Origin of the sequence: Motiliproteus sp., from assembly GCF_965230735.1 — a bacterium.
Classification (GTDB): domain Bacteria; phylum Pseudomonadota; class Gammaproteobacteria; order Pseudomonadales; family Balneatricaceae; genus Motiliproteus.
The window spans coordinates 3,296,800-3,310,286 of sequence record NZ_OZ246016.1 but is presented as its reverse complement, the minus strand read 5'-3'; the positions used below and the strand labels follow the sequence as shown (position 1 = coordinate 3,310,286).

11 protein-coding genes, 2 tRNA genes and 1 riboswitch are annotated in these 13,487 nt (G+C 56.7%); of the genes, 7 read left to right on the top strand and 6 right to left on the bottom strand.

Features of this window, described 5'->3' with window-relative positions; translation table 11 throughout:
- Nucleotides 1-19: 19 nt before the first annotated feature.
- The 3 genes from ACO05M_RS15225 to ACO05M_RS15215 all read right to left on the bottom strand — a co-directional run bounded on the left by ACO05M_RS15225 (nt 20) and on the right by ACO05M_RS15215 (nt 1,672).
- Nucleotides 20-1,282 (bottom strand): GGDEF domain-containing protein, encoded by a 1,263-nt coding sequence (locus ACO05M_RS15225; protein ID WP_421864704.1) that lies wholly within the window; start codon nt 1,280-1,282, stop codon nt 20-22.
- Nucleotides 1,283-1,487: 205 nt separating this feature from the next.
- A tRNA-Asn gene (locus ACO05M_RS15220) sits at nt 1,488-1,563 on the bottom strand.
- 33 nt (nt 1,564-1,596) lie between these two features.
- Nucleotides 1,597-1,672 (bottom strand) — tRNA-Asn (locus ACO05M_RS15215).
- A 152-nt stretch (nt 1,673-1,824) separates the two neighbouring features.
- Here ACO05M_RS15215 and xni point away from each other — a divergent pair.
- The 6 genes from xni to ACO05M_RS15185 all read left to right on the top strand — a co-directional run bounded on the left by xni (nt 1,825) and on the right by ACO05M_RS15185 (nt 10,482).
- Nucleotides 1,825-2,634, top strand: a complete 810-nt coding sequence (gene xni, locus ACO05M_RS15210; RefSeq protein ID WP_421864701.1) for a flap endonuclease Xni — start codon at nt 1,825-1,827, stop codon at nt 2,632-2,634.
- A gap of 128 nt (nt 2,635-2,762) precedes the next feature.
- Nucleotides 2,763-4,217 carry a Wadjet anti-phage system protein JetA family protein gene (locus ACO05M_RS15205; protein ID WP_421864699.1) on the top strand — a complete coding sequence of 485 codons (1,455 nt, stop codon included), beginning with the start codon at nt 2,763-2,765 and terminating at the stop codon, nt 4,215-4,217.
- On the top strand, nt 4,207-4,947 hold the full coding sequence (locus ACO05M_RS15200) for a DUF4194 domain-containing protein (protein WP_421864695.1): 741 nt from the start codon (nt 4,207-4,209) through the stop codon (nt 4,945-4,947). The genes ACO05M_RS15205 and ACO05M_RS15200 overlap by 11 nt, the downstream gene beginning before the upstream one ends.
- The gene (locus ACO05M_RS15195; RefSeq protein ID WP_421864692.1) at nt 4,944-8,393 is read left to right on the top strand and encodes an SbcC/MukB-like Walker B domain-containing protein; all 3,450 of its coding nucleotides are present in this window, start codon (nt 4,944-4,946) and stop codon (nt 8,391-8,393) included. The genes ACO05M_RS15200 and ACO05M_RS15195 overlap by 4 nt, the downstream gene beginning before the upstream one ends.
- Before the next feature lie 117 nt (nt 8,394-8,510).
- Nucleotides 8,511-9,724 (top strand): IS3 family transposase gene (locus ACO05M_RS15190; RefSeq protein WP_421862467.1). Its coding sequence is split into 2 segments (ribosomal slippage): nt 8,511-8,853 and nt 8,853-9,724, totalling 1,215 coding nucleotides; the frame shifts between segments, so codons are not numbered across the junction.
- 244 nt (nt 9,725-9,968) lie between these two features.
- Nucleotides 9,969-10,089: riboswitch (SAM-I-IV-variant riboswitch) on the top strand.
- Nucleotides 10,090-10,143: 54 nt separating this feature from the next.
- Nucleotides 10,144-10,482, top strand: a complete 339-nt coding sequence (locus ACO05M_RS15185; protein ID WP_421864690.1) for a hypothetical protein — start codon at nt 10,144-10,146, stop codon at nt 10,480-10,482.
- Between the two features lie 18 nt (nt 10,483-10,500).
- Here the strand turns inward: ACO05M_RS15185 and ACO05M_RS15180 are convergent, their stop codons facing one another.
- A complete protein-coding gene (locus ACO05M_RS15180; RefSeq protein WP_421864687.1) occupies nt 10,501-11,400 on the bottom strand; it encodes a DMT family transporter in 900 nt (299 codons plus the stop codon).
- Between the two features lie 170 nt (nt 11,401-11,570).
- Here ACO05M_RS15180 and ACO05M_RS15175 point away from each other — a divergent pair, with 170 nt between their 5' ends.
- A complete protein-coding gene (locus ACO05M_RS15175; RefSeq protein ID WP_421864685.1) occupies nt 11,571-11,750 on the top strand; it encodes an oxidoreductase-like domain-containing protein in 180 nt (59 codons plus the stop codon).
- 108 nt (nt 11,751-11,858) lie between these two features.
- Here the strand turns inward: ACO05M_RS15175 and ACO05M_RS15170 are convergent, their stop codons facing one another.
- Entirely contained in the window at nt 11,859-12,695 is an 837-nt protein-coding gene (locus ACO05M_RS15170; RefSeq protein WP_421864682.1) for a crotonase/enoyl-CoA hydratase family protein, read from the bottom strand.
- A 156-nt stretch (nt 12,696-12,851) separates the two neighbouring features.
- Nucleotides 12,852-13,478, bottom strand: a complete 627-nt coding sequence (locus tag ACO05M_RS15165; RefSeq protein WP_421864680.1) for an outer membrane beta-barrel protein — start codon at nt 13,476-13,478, stop codon at nt 12,852-12,854.
- Nucleotides 13,479-13,487 lie beyond the last annotated feature (9 nt).

The window sequence follows — 13,487 nt, the reverse complement described above, 5'->3', positions numbered from 1 at the left end:
ATGGTTTTGAGCTTTGTCGTTACTGCGTATCGTCAAATTGAAACGCTTGCTGTTCAAACTTCCGGTAGCTAACCCTGTTTCGTCCGGCTGCCTTAGCCGCATACAGAGCTTCATCAGCCCTCTGAAGAATGGGTTCATAGGTTGCCTCCGAGATGTTGCTGGTCGCCACCCCAAGACTTACCGTCACGCTAAGTCTGTATTGGTCGACTTCGATCTGTGTTGATTCAACATGCTGTCGGATCCTTTCTGCCAAGCTACAAGCGCCGTCCAGGTCGGTCGTCGGTAGCAGCAGTAGGAATTCTTCGCCGCCGTAACGGCCCAATTGGTCACAGTCGCGCAGTGCCTCGTTGATTGAATTGGCGACCTTGGCGATCACCCTGTCACCGACAAGATGGCCATGGGCATCGTTGATCGATTTGAAATGGTCGATATCGATCATTACCAGGCTGAAGGTGCTACGTGGCGCTTCCACCACGGCTCTTTGTTCGGGAGTTGATTGGTGCTCCAGGGCCTCCAGAATCACCGCACGGTTATATAACCCGGTCAGCGAATCCAGGGTCGCCATATCATGGAGTTTGTGTTGGATCTTGGCTAGCTCTTTGGCGGCAATCTTGACCACCAGGAAGCTGAGACTGAACGCGACTACCAGTATTAATGCCAGAGAAATCAGCAGGTTCATGACGCCTTGATGACTACGACTGTTACTGGCAGTGATGTCCTGATAAATCTCGAAAGCCCCGACGATCATGCCTAGGCTGTTGCGGATCGGTACATAACTTTCTACGACATCGACTTCGAAGCGCTTTTCTCCCTGTAGGTCCGTGAACTCATCTTTACTCTTTAATTTAGAGTCGGCTCCTCCGGCGAGTGCTGCTTTAAGCCTTAGATTTTCTTTATCTCTTTTTCCGATGATCGAATGGTCTGTACTGTAGAGTATCTCTCCTTGGGTCGAGAAAATTTTAATTTTAACGATATCCAGGGGAGCAAATAGCGCCCGCATCTTAGCATCCAATGCCTGAAAATCCTCAGGATAAATCTGCAACTGCTCATCCCCATTAGCATCGGGATGAAGGAAATGATCCTTTTCGAGCGCGAGGACCGATAGCGACGTTTTGATCGCGTTCGTTTCGGTATCTTGCAGGACTTGCTTACTGTAGATCGTGGTAATGGCGTAGCTGGACAGACCCAGGATGGTGACCGAAAAAAACAGCGCAACGACCAGCAGCAGTTTAACCAGCTTGGCGGGTGAGTTTTGAGCTGAGAAGACAGAGATGTCAGCCATGAGCGGTAATTCTTATTGCCTAGTTGGGGTTAAACAGGGCGAGACTACGGCTTTCGCTATAACTCTCAATCTAGGTGTAGGGGAAGTGTGGGCTTCTTTCCGCCAAGCATCAATGGCCTACAACATAAGCTTTAGTTTAATGGCTGATGGGCTGAAGGAGGAAAGTAAAAGCTGAAGGAACTGCGTAAGAGGAAGGTAATTTAGATGGCTCCCCGAGCTGGACTCGAACCAGCGACCAATAGATTAACAGTCTACTGCTCTACCAACTGAGCTATCGGGGAACGGATCTAAAACCGGTTTGAATCGTTGGTGGTTGGCTCCCTGAGCTGGACTCGAACCAGCGACCAATAGATTAACAGTCTACTGCTCTACCAACTGAGCTATCAGGGAATCACTCAAACCGTGGGCGCGGATATTATCGACCTTTAGCGGTACGGTCAAGGGCCTTGTTCCGATGTCTTTTCAATGCCCTGACTCCTTCGGTTGCGCCGCTTCGATCGGGTACGGATAATCGCTCAATCAAAGTGCTGGAACGGTGAACAATGGCGATCAAACTACTGCTTATCGATGCAATGAACCTGATTCGTCGGGTCCATGCGGCTGTGCCCGGTGAAGGGGATGACGCCATCGAAGCGGCGCTGACAACGTCGGGGCAGATCGTGGGGCGTTTGCTGAGCCGTTTCGAGCCAACCCACGGCGTCTGTGCTTTTGATGGTTGGCAAAAAAGCTGGCGTCATCTGGCTTACCCGGACTACAAGGCCGGGCGCAAGCCGATGCCGGACAGCCTAAGGGACAACCTGGATCGCTTTCAGCAACTGTTTCGCTACAAGGGGCTGACCAGTCTGACCTATCCCCATTACGAAGCCGATGATGTCTTGACGACCCTGGCGGCGAAGACCTTGCAGGCCGGCGGTGAAGTGGTGCTGGTATCGACCGATAAAGGTTTCGCTCAGTTGTTGGCCAGTGATCCGCAGGGACTGGTGTTGTGGGATCATTTTGCCAAGCAGCAGATCGACAGGGATTTTATCCAGCAGCGGTTTCAGGTCCAGCCCGGTCAGCTGTGCGATTACCTGGCCCTCTGCGGTGACAATACCAACCGGATTCGTGGCGTTGATGGGATCGGCGCCAAAGGCGCGGCGCAGCTGTTGGCGCAATGGCCGGATCTCGAAGCTCTGTTTGCAGAGCTGGAACAGCTGCCGACCCGCTATCGCAATAAACTGGAGGGCCGCTGGGCTCAGGTTGAGCAAGCCCGACGCCTGGTGGCGCTGCGTTCGGACCTGGAATTGGACTGCTCACTGAAGGAGTTCCGGCTTGGTGCCGAGGCCGCCAAACCGATGATCAAAAACGCCTGATCGAAAGAAACCCCAATCCTTGTCCGAGGGCAGGCAAACGGACTTAACGCTGCTGAAGGAGTGGGTTAGAATCCGGTGCTTTGGTGCGGCTTTTCAGCTCGCCCTTTCGAAAGAAATTAGGACCCTTCATGCTTTTCAACAAGCTGCCTGACGAGTTATTTCTGCCGTTGTCGGGGCAGAATCGCCAGATCTATCAAACCGTTTTGATTGAGCTGGCCGATCTGTTTTTCGACGAGGACCTGATCGACCCCTTTATTCCCAAGGACCTGGTGCGTTCGACCATCGAAGAAGCGGTGATCAAACACGGTATTCGCCAGTGGGCGCCGGAAGCCGACGAGGATGAGGGGGAGCCGATGGCGGCTGCTCAGGCGGTTTCGATACCCAAGACCAGCGCTGACTACACCAACCGGATCTACCGTCGACTGGTGAAAACCGGCTGGCTTGATGAAGAGCAGCAGCTTTACCGCACCTATGTGTTGATGGCACCGTCGGTCAGCCATGTGCTGCGCACCCTGATCGATGTCGCGACCTTCCAGAAGAAGAGCTACGGCGGCGCGGTACTGAATGTGCTCAGCTCGGTGGAAGCGGCGATCTCCGATCCCACCGGCCGGGGCCTGACCCTGCAGGAAGCGGCCCGCACCGCGGCCGAGTTCAGTGCTCACCTGACCGATATGCTGCTGGGCCTGCGTGAGCTGCGCCAGAGCTTTGCCGCCAGCACCAATCCCCAGGATATCGTGCGGGGCTTCTTTGAGCAGTTTGTCGAGGCGATTCTGGTCTCCGACTACAAGACCCTGAAAACCCACAACAACCCGTTCCGGTTCCGGCGCCAGCTGTTGTCGATGCTCAAGGATCTGCAGTTCGATGAGCTCAAACGCAATCAGCTGATCGATCACTATCAGGAGGTGCTGGAGCTGACCAATGCCGAAGCCGAAGCCAAGGTGGATCAGCACATTTCGCGGATTATCCGGATCTTTGAGTCGGTCGATGAGCGCCTGGCGGCGATCGATGATTTCCGTTTCCGGCTGGAGAAGCGGGTTTCCGATACGGTCCGTTACATGGACAAGACCACCCCGGGCATGAGCTCGAGGTTGTCGCGCCTGATCGCCAAGCTGTCCGAGCAGGATGAGGCCGAGATTCCGCTGGCCGATACGCTGGAGAGCTATGCCTTCCTGTCGCCGCGTTCGATTCGCAGCGCACCGCGCCGGCGCACACCGCCGTCGTTGAAGATCATCCAACAGCAGGTGATCGACCCCGAGGTACTGGAACAGCGCCAGCGCTTCAAGGAATACAAAGAGCGGCGCCAGATCAATGGCAGCAAGCTGGAGGCCTATATCGAGCGTCAGCTCGACGGAGCCGATAGCCTGCGGGCCGAGCAGTTTACGATCGACTCGATCGAGGATTATATCGCCTTCAGTTATGTGCGCCACATGGCCTCACTGGGCAAGAAAGGCAAGAACCTGTACGGCAAGTACCGGATCGAATTTGATGATGATTACACCGCGGTGGCCGAGATGGTCGAATGCCGGGGCTTCAGCCTCCACCGTGATAAGACCAACCAGAAGGACGTAGCGAATGCTGGGTGATTTGAACAAGATTTTGAACCGGTTCGAGCAGGTCGATGCCGAGGATTTCATCCAGGCCGCCAACAAGCTGCTGGTGAACCAGTTCCTGTACGCCGACAAACCGGCGCACCGGCCGCACTATTTCCTGATCGCCGACCATATCGGTTACTTCACCAACCTGTTCGAAGCGATCGGCTGGTCACTGACCCATCAGCCGGACGAGTCCTACATCGGCCTGATCCCCAGGGGGGAAGAGCGTTACCTGCGTCTGCGGCTGGACGAGTCGCTGTTCCTGCTCTGTCTGCGCCAGCAGTATGAGCAGAAGCTGGAGAATTTCGACGTTGAAGGCGGCAAGGCCTTTATCAGCTCCGATGATCTGCTGCAGCTGTATGAAAACCTGACCGCCAAAGAGATCCCCAACGAAACCCGTTTCAAGGAGATCCTCGGTCTGTTCAGCCGCCACGGCATCATCGAGCGCGGCAAGCCGGCCGAGACCGATCCGAAGAACATTCCGTTGATGATCAATCCGTCGATCCGCCAGGTGGTGGTCGAGGACTGGGTGCGTCAGCTCGAAGAGCTGGCTGACGGCGTCGATGCCAGCGAAGAGCAGGCGATCGAAGAGCGCGAGCTGGCCGAGCAGGATGCGGAAACCGCACCTAAAACTGAAGCCGAAGCCGAAGCAGAGACCTCAGCCTCAACTGACGAACAGATCGAACCGAAGACCCAGGCCGAGCCGGAGACCGCCCAATGAAGCTGCTGAATAAAATTGTCCTGGTTAACTGGTACGTGCTCGGGGCGGTCGAAATCCCGATCCGTGGCAACGTTGCGATCGTCGGCCCCAACGGTTCGGGTAAGTCATCGCTGCTGGACGCGATCCAGACCGTGATGGTCGGCGGCAACAAGCGCTACCTGAGCTTCAACGCCAGTGCCGGGCAGAAGTCCGAGCGTAGCCTGCGCACCTACTGCCTGGGCTTTCTGGACGACACCAGCACCGGCGGCAAAGGCAAGCTGGCCCGCGAAGACTCGATCACCTACCTGGCGCTGGAGTTCAAAGATGAAGATTCCGGCCAGATCGATACCGTCGGCCTGGCGATCAGCGCCTCGCTGGCGACCCCGGACGAAGAGGTCGAAGGCCGCTTTATCCTGCCCCATACCTCGGTGACGCTGGATGACTTCACCATCCAGGCCAACGGCGGTCGGATTCCGCGGGCCTGGACCGATGTCCGTGATCATCTGCGTCAGCGCTGCCCGACCATGACATTGGAGAAACGCACCAGTCGTTTCCTCAAAGAGATGATGGCGCTGCTTAGCTACGACAGCAATCTGCCGGTCGATGAAGACAAGTTCCTGAAGAACTTCCGCAACGCGATCAAGTTCACCCCGATCGACAGTCCGACCCGCTTCGTGCGCGAGTACGTGCTGGACCAGAAACTGGTTCAGGTCGGCGACTTCCGTAAATCGCTCGAAGAGTATCGGGCGATGGAGCAGAAGACCAAGGAGGTCTCGGCTCGGATCGATGAGCTGACCAAGGTGCAGGAGCTGTGTGGCGGGGTGAAGCGTAACGCCCGCAACGCGGTTGAGTACGAGTGGGTGGTTCACGAGTCCCGTTTTGAAGCGGCCGACCTGAAGAAGGAATCGGTCGAAGAGAAGCTGGAGACCGAGCAGGAGAAAGCCGAAGCGCTGGAGATCGAATCCGATCGACTCGAGAAAGAGCTGAACGGTTTGATGCAGGCGCTGGCCGATACCCGGGCCGAGCTGAACAACACCGACTCAGCCGGACGGATCAAGGAGCTGGAGCTCAAGATCGATGCCAAGCAGCACGAGCTGAGTGTCGTCAGCGACAAGATCCAGGAGGTCTACAGTCTGCTGCGCTCCACCGTCAATTTCGCCAAGCACGAGAACAGCCTGCCGGACAACTTTGTCGAAGTGGTCAAAGAGGCGGTTGAGCTTTGGCGTGAAGGGGAAAATCTGCTCGAAGGCAGCTGGCCGCAGCAGCCGATGGCGGTGGATAACTGCCTGGAACAGCTGAAGAAGCAGATCGATGGGGTTCGGCTGGAGGTGTCGCGTCGCTTTGAAGGCTCGGTGATCGAGCTCAACGCCATGCGTGACCAACTCAAGGGCCAGCAGGGCGCGATCGAACAGCTTAAGCAGGGCCATGCGCCGCTCAAGCGCAACACCCGTGAACTGATGCGACTGCTGGAAGAGTACGGTATTGAATCCACTCCACTGTGCGAACTGACCGAAATCAACGACGATCACTGGCGTACCGCGATTGAGAGTTTCCTGGGGAACCGCCGTGAGGCGCTGATCGTGGATCCGGATCGGGTCAAGGATGCGATCACGCTTTATCGTCGCCGGGCCCGTCACCTGAAAGGCTGCCGGATCGTTAACACGACCACCTCGGAGCGTTGGCTCGACCGGGCCAAGAAGGGCTCGCTGGCCGAATACGTCGACTGTGAGAACAAACACGCGCTGGCCTATATCAACCGTACCCTGGGCGGGGTGATGGCGGTCGAGACCGAAGCCGAACTGCTGCGCCAGGAGCGGGCGATCACTCCGGACTGTATGCTGCAGACCGAGGGCTCGACTACTGCGATTCACGAACAGGCGCCGATGATGGGGATCCGCCAGCGCGAGCAGCAGCTGCAGCGCCAGGACCAGGATTTCGAGCAGCTGCAGCGTAAGTTCAGCCAGCAGGAGCAGCAGCACCGCAGCCTGGACACGCTGAAAGATTCGCTGATTCGTCTGACCGCCTCGTTGACCGGGGTGCAGGAGAGCACCTACTCGCTGGCCAACCAGCGTGAGATGGTCGATGCCGAACTGAGCGGCTACCGTCAGGCGATCCAGGACCTGCGCAACCAGGATGACTCCGGGCTGCAGAACAAGCTGACCGAGCTGGTCGAGTCGCAGAAGACTACCCAGACCGAACATCAGAATGTGTTGGAGCAGCTGAAGAAGCTACGTACCACGCTGATCAAGCGCGAGGCCAGTCTTGAGGTGCTCGATAGCGAGTTGGAAGAGCATGCTCACAATCGCAGCAAATGTGAGGAGCGGGCCGAGTTCAACGCCGATTCGGCCCAGGAGAAGCGCGATTACCTGGAGGAATCCTGCAACGGCGAGCTGGAGCGGATCACCTTCGATGCGGCCCGCAAGGCGCAGAACGAGCTGACTCTGGTCGAGAAGAAAAAGAACTCGGTACGCGATGCGGTAGCCCAGTATAAGGCCAAGTATCACGGCAGTGGCGCGTCTCACCAGGAGTTGGACAATATCAGCCCGGACTCCAGCCATGATGAACTCGAGGCCTTCGTTGCCGCCACCGTGACGGCGCTCAACGATACCGAGCTGGCCCACTACACCAAGAAGTCCGAACGGGCCCGGATCGAAGCCGAGACCGCGTTCCGGTCCGACTTCGTTGCCCATCTGAACGATCAGATCGACAAGATCAAAGAACTGATCAAAGAGCTGAACAACCACCTCAAGCGGCGTCCGTTCCACGCCGAGATGTACAGCTTCACGATGAACCCGAACCCAGAGCTCAAAGAGATCCTGAAGCTGGTCGAAACCTACTCACGGCTCGACCAGGCCAATGCCGGCGGACTGTTCGACACCACCTTGACCGAGGACAATCCCCATCGCGAAGCACTGGAGAAGATCCATGCCGTGCTCAAGGACGAGGGCGAAAGCTCGATCCTGCAGGACTATCGCAACTTCTATAACTTCGAATTGGTGATCAAGGATCTGGACGGCAATATCAAGACCAACCTGAGCCAGCGGATCAAGACCGGTTCCGGTGGTGAGCACCAGGTGCCGTTCTACGTTGCGATCGCAGCTGGTATGGGCGCCACCTACCGGATTAAGCAGGCGATGGACGGCAAGCCGTTGGGCGGCATCAGCCTGTCGATGTTCGACGAAGCCTTCAACAAGCTTGATGCCGAGAACACCCAGACCAGCCTTGGCTTTATGGGCGACCTTGGTCTGCAGACCCTGATCGCGGCACCGGACGACAAGTACTCGCTGATGGCCGCTACCATGGATACGGTAATCAACGTTTGCCGTGCCGGCGCGGTGGTGGATCTGGATGTGGAGTTCCCGACCCCGAAGGGCAAGCAGCTGCTGGATTCGGATAACCCCTACCGGGCGGCCCGTGAAGCGGCGCTGGCCAAGGTGGGCGATCAGGCAGAACCTGAGCCGGTGTAACGATCCTTATCAGCCCCCCGCGATAAAAAAGGCCAACCCTCGGGTTGGCCTTTTTTGTACCGGTTGTCCCGTCCTGAATAACGTTGACACTTTTCGATCATTAACTCGGGAAGTGACATGAAAACAAAGACTAAACGTACTCAGAAAGATTATTCCCTCGCCTTTAAATTGTCGGTTGTCGACCAAGTAGAAGCCGGTGAACTGTCCTATAAGCAGGCACAGCAGCGTTACGGCATCCAAGGTCGCTCAACCGTATTAGTTTGGCTACGTAAGCATGGCAGGCTAGATTGGTCTCAAGGATCAGATCACCAGGCAAAACTAATGTCAGACAAGCCTTCAGAACTTACCCCAGAGCAGCGGATCAAGGAGCTTGAGCAACAGTTGGCAGATGCCCAGCAAAAAGCGGAGTTCTTCGAAGCGGTGGTTGATGTGCTCAAACGGGATCACGGGGTCCGTGTCGTAAAAAAGCCTCGCGGCAAGTCATCGAAGAACGGCAGGTCACAGGGCTGACGGTTACTCGAGCTTGCCAAATCCTCGGTATCAGCCGACAGGCCTACTATCAGCAACGCCAGCGAGCGAAACAGCAAGCAAAGATGCGTTGTTCCATACTGAGCTTTGTTCAACGTGAGCGTATGCAGCAACCTCGGCTGGGAGCGCGTAAGCTACTGTCCCTGCTCAATGCCGAAACGGAATGTAAAATCGGCCGGGACAAACTATTTGAACTGCTCAGGGATCGCCGCTTATTGGTCCAGCGACGCCGGGCATATCACAAGACTACGCAGAGTCATCATCGTTTCTGGTGCCATCCTAACTTGCTAAAGCCCGGTGCAGAGCAAGAGCAAGCCACACGGCCAGAACAGATCTGGGTCGCGGATATCACCTATCTTCCAGTCAGGGACGGAGAGGCCTATCTGAGCCTGGTTACCGATGCGTATTCACGCAAAGTCGTCGGCTATCACGTACACGGTGATTTGAGGGCTGAGTCCGTATTAACGGCCTATCAGAAGGCCTTGGATGGTTACCAAGGTAGCGCCGGGCTTATCCATCACTCTGACAGGGGGATACAGTACTGTTCAAAGCGCTATCAGGCCGTACATAAGGAGCACGGTGTGCGTTGTTCGATGACGGATGGGTATGACTGCTATCAGAATGCGCTTGCGGAAAGAGTAAACGGGATTCTGAAAGGTGAGTATCTGCTGAGAAAGCCAGAGGATCTAGATCAGGCCACGATCATGGTTGATGAGTCGATCCGACTCTACAATACACGGCGGCCACATATGGCCTTAAAATACAAAACGCCCGATGAGGTGCATCGGGCGTTTTCAACCTGAAAGGATGTCAACCTATATCAGGACAAGACAGGTTTCTAAGCTGAAGCGAGTTTAGAACTCCTCCTTGTGCAGTACCCAGTCCTGCTTCCGGCAGGCTTTGAGCCCTGTTCGCGTCTCCCGCTAATATCTAGCTTTTCTCATGTTGATAAGAACCCGATTCGGTCGTTCCAAATAAAGAGTCAAAGTCGTTGGGATAAGGCTTGTCGGAGAGACCGAAAGAGGGTAGATTTGCTGTTCAATTTGTACCCAACATCAAGAGAAGGGCTGACGTCCTCGCCAACCTGCCGACCTGGGCAAGGTGGTTACCGACTATCTACTGGAGAGAGTCGGCGATGTGGTCGAAACCGACAACCAAACAGGTGTCCTAGCGTTTCCCATCATTGAATACGTCAGTTCTCATATAACTGTGAGAGCTAGTCATGTCTGAATGTATTGTCGATCAAGGTCACGATCTCGGTGACTTGGATGAACACCCCTCGGTATCGCGACCGGATGATCGCTTGTTGCAGCACGGTAGTGGCACGCCGGTGTATGTCTGGTGGGCGCTGGGCAAAAGGCGCAATCGTGCCGGTGCCCGCTGGAAGTGCTGGTTTGTCTACATCGAGTACCGCCGGGCCGATGGCCGCAGTGCTTATCAACAGCTCGAGCTGGCGCTGGACGAGGCCCTCGATGCCGATATCTGGCAACGGTTGAGCCAACTACCATTGGCGGGGCTGTGTGTGGAGAAAACCCAGCGCTGGTTAACTGCTCGCGGATAAGTTCTGGCGGGTTTGTTGCTAACCGGTTGAGCCTTTGTTGAGCGAGGCTCTACGTTCGCGCCGGTCCTGCAGCAGGTCGGTGATGGCGTGGCAGATCAACGTGGTGACCACGATGGCACCACCGAGCAGGGCATAGCGCCCCGGATCCTCTCCCAGCACCCACCAGACCAGCAGAGGCCCCATGACGGTTTCCAGCAGCAGCATGATGGCGACTTCCGGTGCCGGAATATAGCCCGGACCCAGGCAGATCAGCATGAAAGAGAAGGGCACGATCAGTAGTCCCATCGCCAGAACGATCGGAATGTTGGCGCCTTGAAGCGACAGGGAAGGCACCATAAAGGCCGCTATCACGGCGCTGAGCAGGTAGGCCAGTGACAGGGCCGGCCAGATTTGGCGCTGTTGAACCTGGCCCATCAATGAAAACTCCAGTCCCATCAGCAAGGCGGTACCCAGTGCGATCAGATTGCCCATCTGAGTCCCGGCGTCCAAGCCGTCGATGACCAGAATGATGACGCCGATCAGGCAACTGAAGATCGCTATCCAAGTACGGGTCGCCAGTCTGAGTTGGAACAGCAGACGGTCGAACAGCGCTGAGAACATCGGCGACAGCGCCAGAATGATCAACACATTGGCGGCCTTGGTGTGGTGCATCGCCATCACAAAGCCGATATTGGCGGTACAGATCAGGGCAACAAGCAACATTCCCAGACGACTGAGATGTAGCGCCTTCAGAGGGCCTTCATGACGCCGGGTCAACAGCACCACCAGCATGACCACCAAGCCGCCGAGCAGACTGCGCCAGAACACCACACTCCAGGAGTCCAGCCCGGCCAAGCGGATGGACAACGCATCCGGTATCAACAGGCTGACCCCGGTCAGGGTTATCAGCAGGCCTTTGGCACGTCTTGAAAGCTGCATCGATCCTCCGTCTTCCGGCTATCGCGCCGTCTGGGCGCTAATAGTGGATAGTGCCATCGATATTGTCCAGCCTGATAGCGGGGATTGATGGACGACGCTATGTCCGACCGGCCCGATCGGGTAAAATGCGATCTATCACTTCTGTTTGTAGCACCGATTACGGAGAAATCATGCCCGAACTGCTCGAGAAACCGGTCCGCCCCAAAGGTCACGAATGCTGCGGAGGCGGTTGCTGCCCCTGTATCTGGGATCATTACTACGATGCACTGGGGCGTTGGGAAGAGCAGCAGGAGAAGTTGCAGCAACAGCAGCAGACCGAGAGCGCGGAAGCCGAGCAAACCCAGGCATAAGTTCTTTCCTCAGGTTCTATCCGGAAGCCATCGTCGTGATGGCTTCGCGTTATCCCCACCTCTGCCGGCTAGGCGTTCCGCACTTCCGTATCAGATCTCAAATTCAGGTCAGTCCTCGAATTCAGGCGTTTGAGCCTTGCTCATGGCGGCCTTGAACATCTCCTGCTGGTGCAGCATCGCCGAGTTCCAGGTGGCGACGTAATTGAGCCCATCTTCCACACTGTGGTCACGGCTGTAGAGCAGCATCTCTTTGGTGCCGCGGATCGCCAACGGTGATTTGGCGGCGATACCGGCGGCCAGCTTACGAACCTCCTCCAACATCTGGGCTGAATCATCGTAGACCCGGTTCACCAGCCCCAGCTGCTGCGCTTCATCTGCCTCGCAGCGACGACCGGTCAGAGCCAGTTCGTTGGCCTGGCCGCGGCCGATCAGGTGCGGTAGTCGTTGCAGCGTGCCGACATCGGCGGTCAATGCCAGGTCGATCTCCTTGATGGTGAAATAGGCGTCGCGGCTGGCGTAGCGCATGTCAGCGCAGCAGATCATATCCACGCCCCCTCCGATACAGGCGCCCTGGACCGCCGCCAGCACCGGCTTTCGGCAACGCTCGATGGCGGTCAGGTTGCCCTGCAGGCGTTTGATGTTGAGCCGCAGTTGTTCGTTAATCCGTTGCTGGTCCTTGGTGTGGCGGGGAATAAAGTCGGCCATGGCGGTGATATCGATGCCGGCACAGAAGTGCTTGCCTTCTCCGTTCAGGATGGCGACCCGGGCACCGGGCTCTGAATCGACCCACTCGAAACACTGTTGCAGCTCGCGCCACATGGCGGCGCTCATGGCGTTGGCTTTATCGGGATTGTTCAGACTGACAGTGGCGATGCCGTCCTCAAGGCTGAGGGAAAGGGTTTCGAAGCTGGGGCACTCGACGGGGCTGTTGTCGGCAGAGCTCATGCTGGACCTCCGGTGTCGGCGTTGTTTTTGGCATTGACGTTATCGGGATTACTGGATCTTGCCAGCCGCAGGGTGCGTGACCAATGGCGATTTCAGCCAGAATACAGACAACTTCGCCCACCTGAGGCCCACCTGAGTTGTTGGGCTAAGGAGCTGTCAGAAGCGAAGGCTCAGACCGGTGGACAACTGCCACTGGGTCAGCAGGTCTCCCTCAACCCGGATATTGCATCCGGTTCCGCAGGCGATCTGGGTGCGATCGTTGACCAGGGTACCGTAACCGCGCAGTTCGGTTCGCCAGCTCAGTTGCTGGCTGAACTGCCAGTTGAAGCCGATCGCCAGGCTCATCGACGGGCGTAACAGTTGATCGCTGCCGGACTTGGGCTCGAACAGGCTCAGCCCTATGCCGCCGGACACATAGGGGGACAAGGACTCGCGGCCCTGGAAAAAATAGTGACCTCCAACCTGCAGGTAGTGGACCCGGATATCACTCAGGTCGTTGCCGGAAGTGTCATGCAGGGTGCTGTTTTGTTGGCTGTAGAGCAATTCGTAGGCTTTGTTGGGTTCTGACTCGAAGCTGGCGATGATACTGAAGTTTGCCGAATCGTCGATATCGACGGGATCACCGCTGCCGCTCTGCTCGAACTCACCGCCACCGCTGTAACCCGGCATCAGGCTCAGTTCAAATGCCTGGCTCGGCTGGGACAGTATCAACAGGCAGGGAACGAGCAGGTATCCCCAGGTTGGTTTCAGTCGGCTGGGCCGATGTTGCTTGGTGGTTCGCATTCTTTGACT

Coding starts and splice junctions, on each gene's coding strand:
- ACO05M_RS15175 (WP_421864685.1), top strand. CDS start 11,571: ATGCCCGAACTGCTCGAGAAACCGGTCCGCCCCAAAGGTCACGAATGC.
- ACO05M_RS15185 (WP_421864690.1), top strand. CDS start 10,144: ATGTCTGAATGTATTGTCGATCAAGGTCACGATCTCGGTGACTTGGAT.
- xni (WP_421864701.1), top strand. CDS start 1,825: ATGGCGATCAAACTACTGCTTATCGATGCAATGAACCTGATTCGTCGG.
- ACO05M_RS15180 (WP_421864687.1), bottom strand. CDS start 11,400: ATGCAGCTTTCAAGACGTGCCAAAGGCCTGCTGATAACCCTGACCGGG.
- ACO05M_RS15195 (WP_421864692.1), top strand. CDS start 4,944: ATGAAGCTGCTGAATAAAATTGTCCTGGTTAACTGGTACGTGCTCGGG.
- ACO05M_RS15165 (WP_421864680.1), bottom strand. CDS start 13,478: ATGCGAACCACCAAGCAACATCGGCCCAGCCGACTGAAACCAACCTGG.
- ACO05M_RS15200 (WP_421864695.1), top strand. CDS start 4,207: ATGCTGGGTGATTTGAACAAGATTTTGAACCGGTTCGAGCAGGTCGAT.
- ACO05M_RS15225 (WP_421864704.1), bottom strand. CDS start 1,282: ATGGCTGACATCTCTGTCTTCTCAGCTCAAAACTCACCCGCCAAGCTG.
- ACO05M_RS15170 (WP_421864682.1), bottom strand. CDS start 12,695: ATGAGCTCTGCCGACAACAGCCCCGTCGAGTGCCCCAGCTTCGAAACC.
- ACO05M_RS15205 (WP_421864699.1), top strand. CDS start 2,763: ATGCTTTTCAACAAGCTGCCTGACGAGTTATTTCTGCCGTTGTCGGGG.